Annotated in this window: 15 protein-coding genes; 7 read left to right on the top strand and 8 right to left on the bottom strand. The window is 60.4% G+C overall.

What is annotated here, in order from left to right; genetic code table 11:
* Positions 1 to 88 precede the first annotated feature (88 nt).
* Positions 89 to 688: an NAD(P)H:quinone oxidoreductase type IV gene (wrbA, locus tag Q4481_RS04100; protein ID WP_304375018.1), complete on the bottom strand. Its 600-nt coding sequence runs from the start codon at positions 686 to 688 to the stop codon at positions 89 to 91.
* Between the two features lie 219 nt (positions 689 to 907).
* Between wrbA and Q4481_RS04095 the strand changes: the two genes are divergently transcribed.
* The 6 genes from Q4481_RS04095 to Q4481_RS04070 all read left to right on the top strand — a co-directional run bounded on the left by Q4481_RS04095 (position 908) and on the right by Q4481_RS04070 (position 9,195).
* A complete protein-coding gene (locus Q4481_RS04095) occupies positions 908 to 1,684 on the top strand; it encodes a competence/damage-inducible protein A (RefSeq protein WP_304375017.1) in 777 nt (258 codons plus the stop codon).
* 84 nt (positions 1,685 to 1,768) lie between these two features.
* The gene (locus Q4481_RS04090; protein WP_304375016.1) at positions 1,769 to 2,599 is read left to right on the top strand and encodes a universal stress protein; all 831 of its coding nucleotides are present in this window, start codon (positions 1,769 to 1,771) and stop codon (positions 2,597 to 2,599) included.
* A 138-nt stretch (positions 2,600 to 2,737) separates the two neighbouring features.
* Complete coding sequence (gene gpt / locus Q4481_RS04085; RefSeq protein WP_304375015.1) at positions 2,738 to 3,235, top strand: xanthine phosphoribosyltransferase; 498 nt, start codon at positions 2,738 to 2,740, stop codon at positions 3,233 to 3,235.
* 166 nt (positions 3,236 to 3,401) lie between these two features.
* On the top strand, positions 3,402 to 4,034 hold the full coding sequence (locus Q4481_RS04080; protein ID WP_304375014.1) for a hypothetical protein: 633 nt from the start codon (positions 3,402 to 3,404) through the stop codon (positions 4,032 to 4,034).
* Between the two features lie 736 nt (positions 4,035 to 4,770).
* Entirely contained in the window at positions 4,771 to 8,556 is a 3,786-nt protein-coding gene (locus Q4481_RS04075) for a vitamin B12-dependent ribonucleotide reductase (protein ID WP_304375013.1), read from the top strand.
* Positions 8,557 to 8,997: 441 nt separating this feature from the next.
* A complete protein-coding gene (locus tag Q4481_RS04070; protein ID WP_368399343.1) occupies positions 8,998 to 9,195 on the top strand; it encodes a YegP family protein in 198 nt (65 codons plus the stop codon).
* Positions 9,196 to 9,538: 343 nt separating this feature from the next.
* On the opposite strand, the gene Q4481_RS04065 is transcribed toward Q4481_RS04070, so the two are convergent.
* From Q4481_RS04065 to Q4481_RS04045, 5 genes are all read right to left on the bottom strand, one after another.
* Entirely contained in the window at positions 9,539 to 9,898 is a 360-nt protein-coding gene (locus tag Q4481_RS04065; protein ID WP_304375011.1) for an endonuclease domain-containing protein, read from the bottom strand.
* Positions 9,899 to 10,031: 133 nt separating this feature from the next.
* On the bottom strand, positions 10,032 to 11,540 hold the full coding sequence (locus Q4481_RS04060) for a UxaA family hydrolase (RefSeq protein ID WP_304375010.1): 1,509 nt from the start codon (positions 11,538 to 11,540) through the stop codon (positions 10,032 to 10,034).
* Positions 11,540 to 12,316, bottom strand: a complete 777-nt coding sequence (locus Q4481_RS04055) for an L-fucose dehydrogenase (RefSeq protein ID WP_304375008.1) — start codon at positions 12,314 to 12,316, stop codon at positions 11,540 to 11,542. The genes Q4481_RS04060 and Q4481_RS04055 overlap by 1 nt, the downstream gene beginning before the upstream one ends.
* 51 nt (positions 12,317 to 12,367) lie before the next feature.
* Complete coding sequence (locus Q4481_RS04050; RefSeq protein ID WP_304375092.1) at positions 12,368 to 13,384, bottom strand: zinc-binding alcohol dehydrogenase family protein; 1,017 nt, start codon at positions 13,382 to 13,384, stop codon at positions 12,368 to 12,370.
* Between the two features lie 118 nt (positions 13,385 to 13,502).
* Positions 13,503 to 14,606 carry a mannitol dehydrogenase family protein gene (locus tag Q4481_RS04045; RefSeq protein ID WP_304375007.1) on the bottom strand — a complete coding sequence of 368 codons (1,104 nt, stop codon included), beginning with the start codon at positions 14,604 to 14,606 and terminating at the stop codon, positions 13,503 to 13,505.
* Between the two features lie 69 nt (positions 14,607 to 14,675).
* Between Q4481_RS04045 and Q4481_RS04040 the strand changes: the two genes are divergently transcribed.
* Positions 14,676 to 15,569: a sugar kinase gene (locus Q4481_RS04040; RefSeq protein ID WP_304375006.1), complete on the top strand. Its 894-nt coding sequence runs from the start codon at positions 14,676 to 14,678 to the stop codon at positions 15,567 to 15,569.
* Between the two features lie 16 nt (positions 15,570 to 15,585).
* Here Q4481_RS04040 and Q4481_RS04035 read toward each other — a convergent pair whose 3' ends face one another.
* Together Q4481_RS04035 and Q4481_RS04030 are read right to left on the bottom strand one after the other, a co-directional pair.
* Positions 15,586 to 16,488, bottom strand: coding sequence for a GntR family transcriptional regulator (locus Q4481_RS04035; protein WP_304375005.1), 903 nt, complete (start codon positions 16,486 to 16,488; stop codon positions 15,586 to 15,588).
* Between the two features lie 113 nt (positions 16,489 to 16,601).
* The gene (locus Q4481_RS04030) at positions 16,602 to 18,860 is read right to left on the bottom strand and encodes a heavy metal translocating P-type ATPase (RefSeq protein WP_304375004.1); all 2,259 of its coding nucleotides are present in this window, start codon (positions 18,858 to 18,860) and stop codon (positions 16,602 to 16,604) included.
* Positions 18,861 to 18,887 lie beyond the last annotated feature (27 nt).

Raw genomic sequence — 18,887 nt, 5'->3', positions numbered from 1 at the left:
ATCAAGGCGTGCGCGACGCAAAAGGGGCGCGAAAATGAAAAGGCCTGCTCCCAGAGGAGCAGGCCGAACGTCCGACCGGATGAAACGATCAGGCCGAGAGCTTGGCTGCCAGCTTGGCGACATGAGCGCCCTGGTACTTTGCGGCTTCCAGCTCGATCTCGGACGGCTGGCGCGAGCCATCGCCATCGGTGATGGTCGATGCGCCGTAGGGCGAACCGCCCTTGACGGCTTCCACGCCCATCTGGCCCTGGAAGGCGTAGGGAAGGCCGACAACGGCCATGCCATGATGCAGGAAGGTCGGGATGAAGCCGAGGATGGTCGATTCCTGGCCGCCATGCTGGGTGGCAGAGGAGGTGAACATCGAGCCGAGCTTACCAACCAGCTTGCCCTGTGCCCAGAGGCCGCCCGTCTGGTCCCAGAAATTGCGCATCTGCGAGGCGACGGTGCCGTAACGGGTGCCAGCGCCGACGATGATGGCGTCATACTGGTCGAGTTCGTTCGGATCGGCGACCGGTGCGGCCTGGTCCATCTTGTAGTAGGAAGCCTTGGCAACGTCTGCCGGAACCAGTTCCGGGACGCGCTTGATGGTTACTTCGGCGCCGGCCGACTTTGCACCTTCGGCAACAGCGTTTGCCATCGTTTCGATATGGCCATAGGCCGAGTAGTAGAGAACCAGAACTTTTGCCATTTGGATCATCCTTTTTGACAGGGGTAGAATTTCGATGAACCCTACATAAACGGATGGCGGGGAATTTGCAGGACAGCAAAAAGCGTATTGAGTGTTCGCCAATAGTGAACAATGAACTCTGCGGGATCTGACTTTTGGTAACGCCGGAGCCCGGGAATTGGGCTTGACTTGATGGGTCGGCGGGTATCAATTCGCCCAAAACAAACATGCGGAGCCCTCATGGTGCAGGAAAATATTGTAACGGCAGCCATGCTGGCGATCGGCGATGAACTGCTTTCCGGACGGACCAAGGACAAGAATATCGGCCATCTCGCCGAGATGCTGACGCTTGCGGGAATCGATCTCAAGGAAGTGCGAATCGTATCCGACGACGAGGATGCGATCGTCGAGGCGCTCAATGCGCTGCGCAGCCGCTATCGTTATGTCTTCACCTCCGGTGGCATCGGCCCCACCCATGACGACATCACAGCCGATGCGGTCGGCAAGGCCTTCGGGCTTGAGGTTACCCATGATGCAAGGGCCATGGATATTCTCGGTGCAATGTATGCAAAGCGGGATCTGCCGTTCAACGAAGCACGGCAGCGGATGGCGCGCATGCCGGTCGGCAGCCGCCATATCGACAATCCCATTTCGGTCGCCCCGGGCTTCATCATCGGCAATGTCCATGTCATGGCGGGGGTGCCGGCCGTGTTCGTTGCCATGCTGGACAATGTGCTGCCGCAGCTCGAAGGCGGCAAGACCATGCTGTCGCGCACGATTGCCTGCCCCTATGGCGAGGGTGATATCGGTTCTCCGCTGACGGCGGTCCAGAAGGCGCATCCCGATACGGTGATCGGTTCCTATCCGAAGTTCGACGGCAAGGTCTATTCGACCGATATAGTCATCCGCAGCCGACAGGAGTCGGATCTCGACGCAGCGGCTGCGGCGGTCGAGACCATGCTCACTGAGGTGGCTGCGCTGAAAACGAAGGGAACCTCTGCTTCCGGTTCGGATTGATAACAGGATTGATCCCGATCAAGGCCGGGATCGCTCGGACTGATAGAAATTGCATTCTGTTAATAATTTTACGGGAGAACGACCATGACCATCAAGACAATCGGCGCCGTGCTGTCGGATGTCGGCACTGCCAAGGCTGTGCTCGATACAGCGTTTTCGCTTGCCAGTGCGCATGAGGCGCATGTGATCGGGCTCTATGCCGAAGTGGTGGATCCGCCGCCGGTCGTCTCTCCGTTCGATCTGCCGGATTCGACGGTGATCTCGGCGCTCTATGAAGCGGCGGCAACCAAACGCAAGGAAATCGAGGCGCTGTTCGGCGATGTTGGGAACCGCGCGGGCGGCTCGAACGAATGGCGTTCCTTCCGCGGTTCGAGCGGCATCGCCGTGCAGGGGTTGGTGGAGAGCGCCCGTTGCGTCGATCTGATCGTCGCCTCGCAGCCTGCCGAAGGTGCGGTCGGCGGTTTTGACGATGTTCTGTTCGAAGGCGCCCGCCCGGTGCTGTTCATTCCCTGGATCGAGCGAAGCTTCAAGCCGTTCAAGCGCATTCTGGTGGCCTGGGACGGTTCCCGCGAGGCGTCGCGCGCCGTCTTCGATTCCATCGGTCTGCTCGCCAAAGCCGAGGAAGTCGAAATCTTCTCGGTCGATTCGAAGGATACACGCCTGCAATCCGCCGCGACGGCCGGCAGCGAAATCGCCGCCGTTCTGTCTCGTCACGGCTTGAAGGTAAATGTTCGTAGCGAGGAGTCGGCCGGCTTGCCGACCTCTGCCGTCATCGAAAACCGCTGCAGCGATTTTTCCGCCGATCTTCTGGTGATGGGTGCCTATAGCCATTCGCGCCTGCGCGAACGGATTTTCGGCGGCGTGACACAGGTTCTGCTGCAATCGATGACCGTTCCGGTTCTGATGTCGCGCTGATCCGGCAATCCAATCGATAGCTGGTGGCTAGCCACTGGACGCGATAGCGATGTTTTAGTAATGGCACACGCTATCGCCTTACAGTCAGCCACCGGTTTGCGCCATTCGGGCCGCCAGCCGTGCAATGGAGCAAGATCGATGTCGCTTCCCGAAAAAGCCTTTCCCGTTTCCTGGGATCAGTTCCACCGCGATGCCCGCGCGCTTGCCTGGCGCCTTGCCGGCCTCAAGCAGGATTTCCGCGCCATCGTCTGCATCACCCGCGGCGGTCTGGTGCCGGCGGCGATCATTTCGCGCGAACTCAACATCCGTCTCATCGAGACGGTCTGCATCGCCTCTTATCATGACTATGTGAACCAGGGCGAAATGAACCTTCTCAAGGGCATTTCCGAAAGCCTGCTGACCGATGGCGGCGAGGGCGTTCTGGTGGTCGACGACCTGACCGATACCGGCAAGACGGCGGCGGAAGTGCGCGCCATGCTGCCGAAGGCGCATTTCGCCTGCGTCTATGCCAAGCCGAAGGGCGTTCCGACGATCGATACGTTCGTCACCGAAGTCAGCCAGGATACCTGGATCTATTTCCCGTGGGACATGGGCTTTACCTACCAGGAGCCGATCGCCAAGGGCCATAAGGGCTGATTGCGCCCCGGGCAGCAATTCCATTTCTCCTGTTCTTCGCGGGCTGCATGAAATTGTGGCCCGCGTTTTTATAATTAGGAAAATCTAAACATCAGGACATTAGAATTCGCATAGAGTTTCACTGGTCAAATCGTTGCCTTGAATGGCGTGTGGCGATGCGGATCCGATGCGTAAATGTGAATGCCATGTCCTGAGCGTGTCCGGCCGGTTCCGCAAGTTGGAGCGATTGTTCCGGTTGGTGGCGCTTGCGCTGCTGCTCGGCTCGCCGCCGGCCTTTGCCGGTTCAGGGGAAGAACTGCATGTACGGTTGATCCGCCATTATGTCGAGACCCGTATCCGTCCCTGGTTGAGCGACCCGCGGCTTGTGAATGCGATCCGGGAGCAGAACAAGAAAACGGCGGAATATACGTCATTCGACTTTGTCGATTTAGACAAGACCTGGCAACTCGAACTCGAAAGCGACACCCATCCGCTGATCGATAGTGTCCTGAGGAACAAGCTTGCCGATTTCCTGCGGGAAAAGCAGGAAGAGGCAGGCGGCGCCATAACCGAGATCATCGTCATGGATGGGCGCGGGCTGAATGTCGCCATCAGCGATGTGACGTCCGACTACTGGCAGGGCGACGAGCCTAAGTTCCGGAAAACGGTTGGAGAGGGGAGCGAAGGCTTCGTCATCGAAGAGCCGACGCAGGACCAATCGTCCCAGATGCTGCAATCGCAAGCCTCGATAACGATCACCAACGAGAAGGGCATCCCGATCGGGGCGGTGTCGTTCGGGATCAATCTCGATCAGTTGTGATAACCGGGCCAGTTCGAAATGAGGATAATCCTCAACCGGCTAGCTTGGTCCTTTTGAATGTCGGCGCTGCCAATCACTCCCGCGCTGCCCGGTCATCCGGCCGTGGTTCCTGTATGGATTCTGCGGAATTCGGGCAAACGAATCGGATGCTCTTTTTGCTTCACAGCTTGCCAGCAGAGGGAAGAGGGAATTGCAAACTGCCAAAAAAATTTTGTTTTGCGGTGGATATTTCGTCAACAACCGTCGGTCGGGCCGAACAGTGTTGCGCATTTGCCAGCTTTTATAAGCACTTCCGGTTTGTCCCTCTTATCCACATGCTGCGCACACAATATCTGGTGTTAATAATTCCTTCATAGACGAGCCCTTGACGGAATCAGTGGCCTGGATGTTAATGGGACCGTTGCGGCGGCGACAGGATCGATGTGTAACGAGGATCGATCCTCATCATGAAAATTGATAGGAATGAAACGCTGGAAATCCGAATTTTGACGGATTCCGACGCAGGTATTCGCTGTCCTTTTTTGTGTCCCGGAACATGAAAAAGAGAGTGGCGATAAAAGCTGTTTAATACTATATTTAGTGTTTGCGGCCGAAGATCCCACCAGATACAGGGTAGCCAGAAACAGGTTTCCCGAACATGGAAGCTAGGGGCCCGGCCAAACGGTGAGAGACACACCGACTGCCGGAACGATATTTCCGTGCCTTCTGGCACGAACCGCAGTCAAGGGGATTGAAGATGCGCATTGAGAGACGTTTCACTGAAGCCGGGAAGAGCGCTTACGAAGCTGTGCCATTCCGGACCGCGACCAGCGAGATCCGCAATCCGGACGGATCCGTGGTTTTCCGGCTTGCCGATATCCAGGTGCCGGAACAGTTCAGCCAGGTGGCTGCCGACATTCTCGCCCAGAAGTATTTCCGCAAGGCCGGCGTGCCGAAGGCGCTGAAGCGCGTTGAGGAAAATGACGTTCCGTCGTGGCTCTGGCGTTCGGAAGCCGACAAGGAAGCGCTCGCCAAGCTGCCGAAGGACGAGCAGTATGGTTCTGAAATCGATGCGCGCCAGGTTTTCGATCGTCTCGCCGGCACCTGGACCTACTGGGGCTGGAAGGGTGGCTATTTCACCTCCGAGGACGATGCGCGCACGTTCCGTGACGAACTTGCCTATATGCTCGCCACCCAGCGCGTGGCGCCGAACTCGCCGCAATGGTTCAACACCGGCCTGCATTGGGCCTATGGCATTGACGGACCGGGGCAGGGCCATTTCTATGTCGATCCCTTCACCGGCAAGCTGGTGAAGTCGAAGTCGGCCTATGAACATCCGCAGCCGCATGCCTGCTTCATCCAGTCGGTCGATGATGATCTCGTCAACGAGGGCGGCATCATGGATCTCTGGGTGCGCGAGGCGCGCCTGTTCAAATATGGTTCGGGCACCGGTTCGAACTTCTCCTCGCTGCGCGCCGAAGGCGAGAAACTGTCGGGCGGCGGTCGTTCGTCGGGCCTGATGAGCTTCCTCAAGATCGGCGACCGCGCGGCTGGCGCCATCAAGTCGGGTGGCACCACCCGTCGTGCGGCCAAGATGGTGGTGGTCGATATCGACCATCCGGATATCGAGGACTACATCAACTGGAAGGTCAAGGAAGAGCAGAAGGTGGCGGCGCTTGTCACCGGCTCCAAGCTGGTTGCCAAGCACCTCAAGGCCATCATGAAGGCCTGCGTCAATTGCGAGGCCGACAATGACGCCTGCTACGACCCCAAGCAGAACCCGGCGCTCAAGCGCGCCATCAAGGATGCCAAGGCATCGATGGTGCCGGAAAACTATATCGGCCGCGTGATCCAGTTCGCCCGCCAGGGCTACAAGGATATGGAATTCAAGACCTACGACACGGATTGGGATTCGGAAGCCTATCTCACCGTCTCGGGCCAGAATTCCAACAATTCCGTCTCGATCAAGGATGACTTCCTGCGCGCCGTCGAGCGCGACGATGTCTGGAACCTGACCGCCCGCAAGGACGGCAAGGTGATGAAGACGCTGAAGGCGCGCGACCTGTGGGAATCGATTTCCTACGCCGCCTGGGCTTCGGCCGATCCGGGCCTGCATTTCAACACGACGATGAACGACTGGCACACCTGCCCGGCGGCCGGCCCGATCCGCGCCTCCAACCCGTGCTCGGAATATATGTTCCTCGATGACACGGCCTGCAATCTCGCCTCGCTGAACCTGATGCAGTTCAAGGGTGCGGATGGCCGGATCGATGTGGCAGCCTATGAACATGCCGTCCGCCTCTGGACCGTCGTTCTCGAAATTTCGGTGATGATGGCGCAGTTCCCGTCCAAGCGGATTGCCGAACTCTCCTACGAATACCGCACGCTCGGCCTCGGTTATGCCAATATCGGCGGTCTTCTGATGTCGTCGGGCATTCCTTACGACTCCAAGGAAGGCCGTGCGCTCGGTGGCGCTCTCACCGCCATCATGACCGGCGTCTGCTATGCGACCTCGGCCGAAATGGCGGCCGAACTCGGCACGTTCCCGCAGTTCGAACCGAACCGCGACAACATGCTGCGCGTGATCCGCAATCACCGCCGTGCTGCCCATGCCGTCAAGTCCGGCTATGAGGGCCTGTCGGTCGATCCGGTGGCGCTGATCCATGACGAATGCCCCGACCAGACGCTGATCGACCATGCCAAGGCTGCCTGGGACAAGGCGCTCGAACTCGGCGAAAAGCACGGCTACCGCAATGCGCAGGTCTCGGTGATCGCGCCGACCGGCACGATCGGTCTGGTGATGGATTGCGACACGACCGGCATCGAGCCCGACTTCGCGCTCGTGAAGTTCAAGAAGCTCGCCGGTGGCGGCTATTTCAAGATCATCAACCGTGCGGTTCCCGAAGCGCTCCGTTCGCTCGGCTATTCGGAAAGCCAGATTGCCGAAATCGAGGCCTATGCCGTCGGTCACGGCAATCTCAACCAGGCGCCGGGCGTCAATCCGGGCTCGCTCAAGGCGCGCGGCTTTACCGACGACAAGATCGAAACCGTCAATGCCGCCCTCAAGCAGGCTTTCGACATCAAGTTCGTCTTCAACCAGTGGACGCTCGGTGCCGAATTCCTCCGGGATGTGCTGGGCGTTTCCGACGAGCAGATGAATGCGATCGATTTCAACCTGCTCGACCATGTCGGTTTCTCGAAGAAGGAAATCGAAGCGGCCAACATCCATGTCTGCGGTGCGATGACGCTGGAAGGTGCCCCGCACCTGAAGAAGGAACATCTGCCGGTCTTCGATTGCGCCAATCCGTGCGGCAAGATCGGCAAGCGCTATCTGTCGGTGGAAAGCCATATCCGCATGATGGCAGCGGCACAGCCCTTCATCTCGGGTGCGATTTCCAAGACGATCAACATGCCGAACGACGCCACCGTCGAGGATTGCAAGAGCGCCTACATGCTCTCCTGGAAGCTCGGCCTCAAGGCAAACGCACTCTATCGCGACGGTTCGAAGCTCTCGCAGCCGCTCAATGCCTCACTGATCGAGGATGAGGCGGATGAGGATACGGTCGAGGAACTGCTGGCGCAGCCGCAGGCTGCGCAGGCGGTGCAGATCACCGAAAAGATCGTCGAGCGGGTGATCGAACGCGTCAGCCGCGAACGCGAGAAACTGCCGAACCGCCGCCAGGGCTATACCCAGAAGGCGGTGATCGGTGGCCACAAGGTCTATCTGCGCACCGGCGAATTCGGCGACGGCCGTCTGGGCGAAATCTTCATCGACATGCACAAGGAAGGTGCCGCCTTCCGGGCGATGATGAACAATTTCGCCATCGCCATCTCGCTCGGCCTGCAATATGGCGTGCCGCTCGAGGAATATGTCGAGGCCTTCACCTTCACCAAGTTCGAGCCGGCCGGCATCGTCATCGGCAATGATGCGATCAAGAACGCCACCTCGATCCTCGACTATGTCTTCCGCGAGCTCGCCGTCTCCTATCTGAGCCGCAACGATCTCGCCCATGTCGATACGTCGGATTTCGCTTCGACCGCACTCGGCAAGGGCATCCAGGAAGGCAAGACCAACCCGTTCTCGACCGGCTGGACGCGCGGCCACAAGCCGATGCTGGTATCGAGTGCCCATGGTCCGGCCGGCGAATCCAAGGGAGCTGCGACCGGTGCACCGGCGCGGGCTTCTTCGAGCGGATCGGTTGCAACCTTCTCGGGCTCGGCTGCGCGCAAGCTCGAAACTGCTACCGCGGTCTCGACCTCGGAAATCGTGGCTTTCCGCCGCGACTACGAGGAAAAGCAGGCGGAATTCGCCGAAGAGATCGCTGCAACCGAAACCGACACCGAGATCTTCTCGGACAAGGCCGCAGCCGACGCCGCTGCCGCCAAGTCGGACGCCAAATCGATTGCTTCGGAACGCCGCGCCCGCTCGATCATGCAGGGTTACACCGGCAATATGTGTACCGAGTGCCAGAACTTCACCATGGTGCGCAACGGCACCTGCGAGAAGTGCGACACCTGCGGCGCGACGAGCGGCTGCAGCTGAGGCCCGCTGCGATTAATGTAGATCAGGAAGGCGGGCCGCTTTGGCCCGCCTTTCGCATTTTTTACGTTACCCCTCACCAACTTCGGCCAAGGGTTCGCGTTGCTCACCCGGCCCTTTTTGCCCTCGCACGGTTCGCGCTCCGGCCTTGTTCGCTCAAAACAACATTGTTGTTTTGTCCGGCTTCGCCGGCCGCTGCCAAGCCTCTCCCGCAAGGGGAGAGGTAAACCCGTGGCGCCAACCTTGCCACAAGTTGGATCGGCGAGCGTGGCACTCTACCTCTCCCCTTGTGGGAGAGGATAGCAAGTCCGCATGAGACGAAGTCGAATGCTGGACGCGCTTGGTGAGGGGTAGATTGCCCACGCCACACTTTTCGACTGCAATCCAGCCGTGTGATTGGTTTCTAGACCTGCCGCATTTCTCAGAGCGTTTATAGGTTCGCAAATGTGGGAGAGAGACATGGCAACATGCAAGGATACAAACGGAGATACCTGGGAAATCTATCAAGCCAACGATGGTTGGCGCTGGCGGCGTACTGCCCCCAATGGTCGGATCGTCGGCGCATCAAGCCAAGGGTACAGCAATCGTTCTGATTGCGAATCCAACGCCCGACGTAACGGTATGAATTGCAATCCCTCGTGATTTCACCCCTCACCAACTGCGGCTAAGGCTTCACTTCGTTCAGCCAGCCTTTTTGCCCTCGCACGGTTCGCGCTCTGGCCTTGTTCGCTCAAAACAACATTGTTGTTTTGTCCGGCTTCGCCGGCCGCTGCCAAGCCTCTCCCGCAAGGGGAGAGGTAAACCCGTGGCGCCAATTTTGCCACAAGTTGGATCGGCGGGCGTGGCACCTACCTCTCCCCTTGCGGGAGAGGATAGCAAGTCCGCATGAGACGAAGTCGAATGCTGGACGCGCTTGGTGAGGGGTAATTCGCTGTCGATCATTGCCCTTGCGGGTAATTGGATGGACCCGCTTGGTGAGGGGGCTTCAACCGTTCCCGGATTTCAGAACATCGAGAATCCGGAGAATGACAAAATCGAGCACGTCTTCGATCTCGTCATTCCAGAAACGAATGACCCGAAATCCCGCCGCGCGGAAATGGGCGTCGCGCGTAAGGTCGGACTGGCTATCCGCATGCTGGCCGCCATCGACCTCGATGATCAGCCGCCGCTCGAAACAGATGAAGTCGACGATGGAGCCGTCGATCGGAACCTGGCGGCGGAATTTGACGCCGCCAATCTGGCGATTGCGCAACTGTTGCCAGAGCAGGTTTTCCGCACGCGTCGAATCATCGCGCATGGCGCGCGCGAAATGGCGATGATCCGGTGGCGGGGCACGATGCGGCATAGGATGATTTTGGTTGCAAAAAAAACTTGCGCGCAACCATATTGCCATCCGCGTCTCTTGCCATAGACCGGCGCCGGCTTGACGCGCAAAGTCGCGACCGAGGCGGTTCAGGCGCAAGCGGGGACAGCCAGTCCTACATGACCGCGCCGATCTGCCAGGGCACGAATTCGACGCCGCCGAAGCCGAGGGTTTCCGATTTCGTCTCTTCGCCTGAGGCGACGCGGATGAAGGATTCGAAGATCTCCTCACCCTTTTCGGCAAGCGAAACGCCTTCGAGAATGTCGCCGGTATTGATGTCCATGTCATCCTTCAGCCGGCCATACATTTCGGAATTCGTCGCGATCTTGATGCAGGGCACCGGCTTGTAGCCCGAGACCGAACCGCGGCCGGTGGTGAAGACGATGAGGTTCGCCCCCGAAGCGACCTGGCCCGTGACCGAGCAGGGATCGTAGCCGGGACTATCCATGAAGACGAAGCCCTTCTTGTCGATCGGCTCGCCATAGAGATAGACCTCTTCAAGCGGCGCCGAACCACCCTTGGCGACGGCGCCCAGGCTTTTTTCAAGGATGGTCGTGAGCCCGCCCTTCTTGTTGCCGGGGCTTGGATTGTTGTTCATCTCGCCGCCGTTTCGGGCCGCATAATCCTCCCACCAGCGGATCCGCCCGAGGAGTTTTTCGGCAACCGCCGGGGTGACGGCGCGGCGGGTGAGAAGATGCTCGGCGCCATAGATTTCCGAGGTTTCGGAAAGGATGGTCGTGCCGCCATAGGAAACGAGGATATCGGAAGCGACACCGAGGGCGGGATTGGCCGTGATGCCGGAATAGCCATCCGAGCCGCCACATTGCATGCCGATGACGAGTTCGGAGACGGGGGCGGGTTCGCGCCGACAGGTCTCCGCGATCGCTGCCATCTCGCGTAGCGCTTCAAGTCCGCGCTCGACCGTTGCCCGCGTGCCGCCGCTCTCCTGGATTGTCAGATGGCGGAAATTGTTGTCGGGGCGCATCCGCCCCTTGCCGAGAAGAGCAGGGATCTGCATCACCTCGCAGCCGAGGCCAACCAGAAGGATGCCGGCGAAATTGGGATGGCGGGCATAGCCGCGCAGCGTTCGGAACAAAGTATGGTAGCCCTCGTCCGATCCGCTCATGCCGCAACCGCTACCATGGGCGATCGGAACGATACCATCGACATTGCGGAGGGATTTGAACCAGTCGGTTTTCTCGGCCTCCTCGGCGATGAAACGGGCGACTGACCCCGAACAGTTCACCGATGTCAGCACACCGAGATAATTGCGGGTGCCGACCCGGCCATCGGGACGGTGATAGCCCATGAAGGTCCGGACATCCTGTCTTTTCTCGAGGCTGGCTTCCATCGCGGTTCCCGTATCGGTATCCGAATAGGGGGCCATCTCCAGATTCTGGACATGAACATGGGCACCGGCGGCAATCGCCTGCGAGGCCTGGCCGATGATCTGGCCGTAGCGGCGGACACGCTCGCCCGCAGCGATGTCCCGGAGTGCGATCTTGTGGGCGCGGGGGATGAATTCGCGCGCAGTCACCCCGGCCACGTTCGTGCCAGCGGCAAGATCGGCGAGCGCAATCGCCACGTCATCGGTTTCTGCGAGGACGATATGGTTCGGCGCCATCAGCGGACTCCCGCCAGCGCGCGGTCGAGATGGGTATAGCCGCCATCGACGAACAGCCACTGGCCGGTGAGATGCAGCGCCCGCTGCGACAGCGCGAAAACGGCCATCGAGGAAATTTCGGCCGCCTCGGTCATGCGGTTACCGAGGGGGATATTCGCGGTGATTTCGGCGAGTTTTTCATCCGGCTTGTCGAAGGTCGCAATCCAGCGCTCGTAAAGCGGGGTCATCACTTCGGCCGGCAGCACGGCATTGACACGGACGCCATCGGCGGCAAAGGCGGCGGCCCATTCGCGGGTCAACCCGAGTTGGGCGGCCTTGGCGGCGACATAGGCGGAGGTGCCGCCCTGTCCGGTCACGGCCGTTTTCGAGCTGATATTGACGATCGCGCCTTTCGATTTGCGGAGATCGTCAGCCAGAAGGTGAACGAGCGTGTAATAATGGATCAGGTTCTTTTCGAGCGATGCGCGGAAGGCATCCGGCCCGGCATCGATGCCGACGCCATCATTGACCCCGGCATTGTTGACCAGGCCATAGACCGGGCCGAACCGCCTCTGGGCTTCGGCAACGGCCTTGCGGCATTCGTCATCCTTCGACAGTTCCACCGCAACAAAGGCCGCCTTGGGGCCGAGTGAAGCGAACCAGGCGGGATCGGGGTCGCGGCGCGCGAAAATGACGGGGATTGCCCCTTCTGCGGCGAGCAGTTCGGTGATCGCACCACCAATGCCGGCTGCGCCGCCCGTCACGATAACGACTTTGTCTTCAAGTCCGAGGTTCATGGGCGTTTCACCTGTAACGAAAGCTGGCTGTTTTGATCTGTTCGGATGGGCTCAGTCATGGCGCGATCCCCAGGCGGGCAGGGCAACCAGCGCCTTGATCAGGTTCGAGCGGTCAGCGGCCAGTACGGGGAGTTTCTGTGGCAGTTCCTCGAGTGTCAGCACGGTCGAGACCAGTTGGCCGCCATCGATTGCCCCGGATGAAAGCGCCTGCATCACATGCAGGAAATCGGGTGTCTGGGCGTTGCGGCTGCCGACAAGCTTCATCTCGCGCTTGTGGAATTCGGGGTCGGAGAAGGTCAGATCGCCCTTGATCACCGAGACGAGGACATAGGTGCCGCCATGGGCTACATGGGCAAAGCCGGCTTCCATCGCCTTGGGATTGCCGGTTGCATCGAAAACAACATCGAAACCATCGGCCAGTTCGTCGACGAGGAGTGGAAGATCGGGCCGGTGGAGATGCGTGAAACCGAACGCGCGGGCCGCTTCGAGCCGTTCGCCACTCATATCCATCATATGCACTTCGGCGCCTGCCAGCCGGGCAAACAGGGCGGCTCCGAGGCCGATTGGTCCGGCGCCGGTCACGAGCACCCGGTCGCCCTCAGTCGCCTCCGAGCGCCGGACAGCATGGGCCCCGATCGCGAGAAACTCGACGAGTGCGGCATCGCGTTCGGAAAGGTTGGCGGCATCGTAAAGATTGCCGGCAGGAACCGCGATCCGTTCGCAGAGGCCGCCATCGCGGTGCACGCCGAGAACGCCGATTTCCATGCAACAGTTCGGCTTGCCGCGACGGCAGGCCCGGCATTTGCCGCAGGCAATATAGGGGTTGATGACGACCCGCTGGCCCTTTTTCCAATCGCCCGTATCTTCGGCGACATAGCCCGACAGTTCGTGTCCGATGACGCGCGGATATTCGAGATAGGGGTGCTTGCCTTCGAAGATATGATAGTCGGTGCCGCAGATACCGGCGGCGGCAAGATCGACGAGAACCCATCCTTCCGGGGCCGAAAGCGGCAGGTCGCGTTCCATCAGGCTGAAGAGCCCCGGCTCCACGCAAACACCACTCACCATTCGTGGTGCCGATTTCGACTGGCTTTCCATGCATCCTCCTGCGATATTGGTATTTTATTATAATAGACAATAGGGAATGACAACGTCTTTCAGCTCCATCCGGAGCGGATGCGGCCGTCTATGCGAAGGATTTCAGCACCTGCTCGAGGCAGGGCTGGTCGACAGCCGTACCATTTGCCTTTGCCCAATCCATGAAGGCCAAGATACGCCGTTCAAGCTTCTGGCTATGGTTCTGGGCGATATCGGCAAGCTTGTGGGCGAGATAAGGATTGGCGAAACGGTCGAGCGTTGTCGCAACATAGGCCTCAGCCTCCATGTCACCAACGGCCCGGAAGACCGGCAGAACTTCCTCACGGTAAAGCTGTTCGAGATCGGCGCGAGCGACCGGATCGGCCATCAGGTCGCGAACATATTGGGCCTGGCGATCGCTCTGGAGCCACCGGCCGACAAGATAGGTATGGCCGAGATTGAGAATGTAGAGCTTGCGCCGCTCGATCGGTCCGAGGTCGTCGACAATCTGAACGGACGGATGGGTGCAGGGGGCCTTCAACCCGTCGCTTCGTTCGATGGCCCAAAGCGCATAGGGTTCGGCGACCGCGCCAGCCGGTTCGAGCGGTTCGGAGACGATGCGGTCGACGAGCGAATTGACGAAGAGGACATCGGAGGCAATCCAGTCGGCCAGCGCATCGGAATGGCGTCGGGCATTTGTCAGCACATGCTGCCGCAGCACGCGACCGTTGCCGGCAATGAGTTCGGTCGGCATGATCTGGAGAGGCTTGCCTCCGGCAAGAAGCCGTTTCTCCAGCAGCAGCGCCAGCTTGGCGGGAAAGGACATCGCCTGATCATAGGTGCGTTTTTCATCGGCAGGCTTGGCGAAGTAGCCCTGATCGCCCGTGTTCGACAGGACAATCTCGACCTCCTCGACAAAGATGCGGCCGATTTCATCCCAGTCGGTCGTAGTGCTCATGGTTCGGATAACCGAGGTCACGGTTGTTTCCTGGCGGACGGGTTTGCCATCAACCAGCCCCTCGATCCTGACCCCGTATCCGTCGGGATGCGCGAGAGCGGCGAGGCGGCGGGCGCGCTCGACATCGCCGCTCGATTGCACCACTGTTATGGGACCGATCGCCTGATCCTGCTGCATGGCTTCGGAAATGAAAAGATCGACATGGGCCTGAAGGAAGCGACTGGTGCCGAACTGCAGGATCGGAGTGATTGACATGGCTTGAGTCTCATGATGATTGGTATTTTATCATAAAAGACTGTTTCTGCCTTCTCAAGGGAATCCGCAATGAAATTGGTGTGTGTTGGCGAAGTGATGGGCGAGCTTCGTTCGGGAACAACTGGCTATGCGGTGGGTTTTGCCGGCGATACGTTCAACACCGCTGTTTATTGCCGCCGGAGCCTCGGACCTGAGCATGAGGTCGCCTATGTCACGCGTCTGGGTGTCGATCCCCTGTCGGTCGATTGCCGGGCCTTTGCCCTGTCGGAAGGGCTTGATGTTTCCTTCATCTACAGCGATCGCGTGCACAATATCGGTCTCTATGCCGTCAAGACCGACGAACGGGGAGAGCGCAGTTTTTCCTATTGGCGCAGCCAGTCTGCCGCCCGCCATCTGTTCGAGGACGAAACCGAGCTTACGGCGCTCGATGGGGCCGATATCCTCTATCTATCGGCGATCACACTGGCGATCCTGTCAAGCGAGGCGCGTCAGAAGCTTCTCAACCGGATCAAAGCCTTGAGAGGCAGGGGAAGCCTGTTTGCCTTCGATTCCAACTATCGGCCGGCGCTCTGGGAGAGCCGAGACGAGGCAAGGCGGATCGTCGGCGAGGCCTGGCAGCTCGCCGATATCGGTTTCCCGTCGGTTGACGACGAGATGGCGCTGTTCGGCGATCGAGGCGAGGAGGCGGTGCTTTTGCGCCTGCGCGGATCCGGTTGCAAAAGGGGTGCGCTCAAGCGGGGCGAGGAAGGGCCAAGGGCGCTCGATCCCGACCTCGGACCGTTGCCACTCTTCCCGAAGGCCGAGCGGGTGGTGGACACAACAGCTGCGGGCGACAGTTTCAACGGTGCCTATCTGGCGGCGTTCGCCATGGGGCGCGACGAACGGACCTGCATTGCCGAGGCGCATGATCTTGCCCGCCATGTCGTGACGTTGCCGGGCGCCATCGTGGCAATGCCGAAATAACCGAAATATCGCTGCGCTACGCCAAGGCGTTGACGCGCAGCGACGAGAGCAGGGTTTGCTTGGATGTCTTCAGATGATCCGAGGCAGCTTCTGCTGCGGCCTTGGCATCCCGCGCCTTCAAGGCCGCGATCAGCCGCAGATGTTCGCCGATCGCCGCTTCGTTGCGCTGCCGCTCGTGGGTCTTGTCCCATTGAAAATGGTAGTGGAAGATCAGCGAGATGATCTTCTGGAACTCGGCAGCGAAACGGTTTTTCACCGCACTGCCGATGGTGGTGTGGAAGGCTTCGTCGAGCAGAGAAAAATCGTGGTAACGGGTATCGATCTCGGCGGCGAGCGCTCTGTGCTCCTGCTCGAGGCGATCGAGTTTCTCCCAGATCGGATCGGTCTCGGGCAATTCAACGAGATGCGCCACGGCGTTGAGCTCCAGCACCATGCGGAATTCCGAGAGTTCGACTGCGAATTCGCGCGTGAAGCCCACCAGTTCCCAGCCGCCCTTCGGCCGTCTGCGGACGAGACCGAACCGGCTGAGGGAGGCCAGGAATTCGTGCAGCATATGCGGCGTCACCGGAAAACGCCGCCGAAGCTCCGAGACATTGAGCGCTGTGCCGGGTGCGACGTCGAAACGCAGGATCCAGTCGAGAAACTGCCGTTCGAGCTGCTGCTCGTCGAGCTGTCCGTCCTGGATTGCCAGCCGATCGCTCTCCAGGGGCAATCGGTTCAAGTGCTTGTTCCTGCCTTCCCAAGTGATGATTCCGGCCTCGCGAAGCCGGTCGAGGATCGCGCGAACGACGGTGCGGCTCACGTCAAGGCGGGTTGCCAGTTCCTTTTCGGAGGGCAGCTGGTCGCCCGGCTTCATTGTCGCGCAAAGGAGTAGCGCTTCGTTGAAAGCCTCCCGGAAACGTTCGTCTGTCCTGGCCATCGCATTCCTGTTCTCTGCCGCGCGCCTATCGTTGCATCCAAATTGGCAGCGCGCGGTCGGTACCGTATTTTGCCCATTCCGGGCGGAGATGGAAGGGATGGCTCATCCCGAACTCATTTCTCCCTGTCCATCCAGCGGTTGGACAGCAGTCGCAGGGCATTGATCGTCACCAGCACGGTGGCGCCGGTGTCGGCGAGGATTGCCGGCCAGAGGCCGGTAACGCCCAGAATGGTGGTGACGAGAAAAACCGCCTTCAGCCCGAGCGCGATGGTGATGTTCTCGACGATGTTGCCCATGGTTCGTTTGGAAAGCGTAATCATGCGGGAGATATCGCCGATACGGCCATGAAGGATGGCCGCGTCCGCCGTTTCGAGCGCCACATCGGTGCCGCCGCCCATGGCAATGCCGACATCGGCTGCGGCGAGCGCCGGCGCATCATTGATGCCATCACCGACTTTCGCGACCCTGCGGCCGGCACTTTTGAGTTCCGAAACGATCCGCTGCTTGTCTTCCGGCAACAGTTCGGACCGGATCTCGTCCATGCCGAGTGATGCGCCGATTGCCTCGGCGGTGCGGCGGTTGTCACCGGTCAGCATGACCAGGCGGATCCCGGCCTGTTTCAGGGTGCGAAGTCCGGCAGCCGCATCGGCGCGCGGTTCGTCGCGCATGGCGATTGCACCGGCGAGGGTTCCATCGATGAGCAGTACCGAAACGGTCTTGCCGGCGCCGTGCAGATCCTCGATCGTCTGGGCGATTTGTGGCGGAAGGGCGGTCCGTTCGGCGGCAGCGCGGGGCGAACCCAAGAAGAGCCGCTCGCCATTCACGGTGGCTTCGACACCCTTGCCACCAAGCGCGCGCGCATCCGTCGCAATCGGCGGCACCAGTCCGGACTGGGCGGCGCGCGCGAGAATGGCGAGGGCCAGAGGATGGCTCGATCCCGCCTCTAGCGCGGCTGCGCGGACCAGAATGTCGGTCTCGCTCGCACTGACCGGAATGATGTCGGTGACGGTTGGCTTGCCTTCGGTCAGGGTTCCCGTCTTGTCGAAAGCGATCGTGTCGATATGGCGAAGCTGCTCGAGTACGGCGCCGCCCTTGAGAAGCAGGCCGCGGCGGGCGCCGGCGGACAGGGCAGCCGCAATGGCCGCCGGGGTGGAGATCACCAGAGCGCAGGGGCAGCCGATCAGGAGCACCGCGAGGCCCTTGTAGATCCATTCGCTCCAGGCGAGGCCGAAAAGCAGCGGCGGCAGCACGGCCACCAGCAGGCCGGCGAGCAGCACGCCCGGCGTATAATAGCGCGAAAACCGGTCGATGAAGCGTTCGGTCGGGCTCTTGGCCTCCTGTGCCTCCTCCACCAGCCGGATGACACGGGCAATGGTATTGTCGGCTGCGGTGGCGGTGACCCGTACGCGCAGTGCCGCATCGCCATTGACGGTGCCGGCAAACACGCTCTCGCCGGCCGTCTTCCGCACCGGCGTGCTTTCACCCGTGACCGGCGCCTCGTTGATGGAACTTTCGCCCGCGACAATTTCGCCATCGGCGGCAATGCGTTCGCCGGGGCGCACGAGGATGATGGAGCCGAGCGCCAGCGTTTCGGCTGCGACTTCGCGCAACTGGCCTTTGTCTTCAAGCTGGGCGGTGCGGGGCACGAGGTCTGTCAGCGCGCGGATGGAGGTGCGGGCGCGGCCGGCGGCAATGCCTTCGAGCAGTTCGCCGACCAGGAAGAGGAACACCACCACGGCCGCCTCTTCACCGGCATCGATGAGAACGGCGCCGATGGCGGCAATCGTCATCAATGTCTCGATGGTGAAGGGTATGCCGGCCAGCATGGCCGCCAGCGCACGCCGGGCGATCGGCACAAGACCGGCCAGCATGGCAATGGCAAAGGCATAAGGTGCGACATCGGGATAGATGAGGCCGACAGCATAGGCGAGTACCAGGGCGAGACCGCTCAGGAGCGCAAGGCGCGCTTTCCGGCTCTTCCACCATGGGTCGTCTTCCTCGTCATGATCATGTCCATGAAGGCCGATGGCCTCAGCCTTGTCATCCTCATGGTGATGGTGCGCATGATCGTGATGATGGGCTTCGTGATCATGGTCGCAATGGCAGGACGGATCGGCGGACGCACTCTGGCTCTCGGCTCTGTCGGCGCCATCGCGCGGGAAGAGTTTGTAGCCAAGCTGCCGCACGGTTTTTTCGACCCCCGCGAAGCTCTCAGCGCTGGTGGTTGCAACCGTCATGGTCCCGGCGGTGGCCGAAACGCGCACATCCTCGATTCCGGGAAGTTTGCGCACGGCCGTGTCGATCTTGGTCGCACAGGACGCGCAATCCATGCCATCGACCCGGTAGCGCCTGGTATTCTCCGTCTTTGTCATCACGATTCTCCTGCTGCATGTTTTCGG

It is taken from the genome of Fluviirhizobium alvei, from assembly GCF_030551875.1.
Lineage (GTDB): Bacteria > Pseudomonadota > Alphaproteobacteria > Rhizobiales > Rhizobiaceae > Rhizobium_E > Rhizobium_E alvei.
This window is presented reverse-complemented; position numbering and strand designations above follow the sequence as displayed.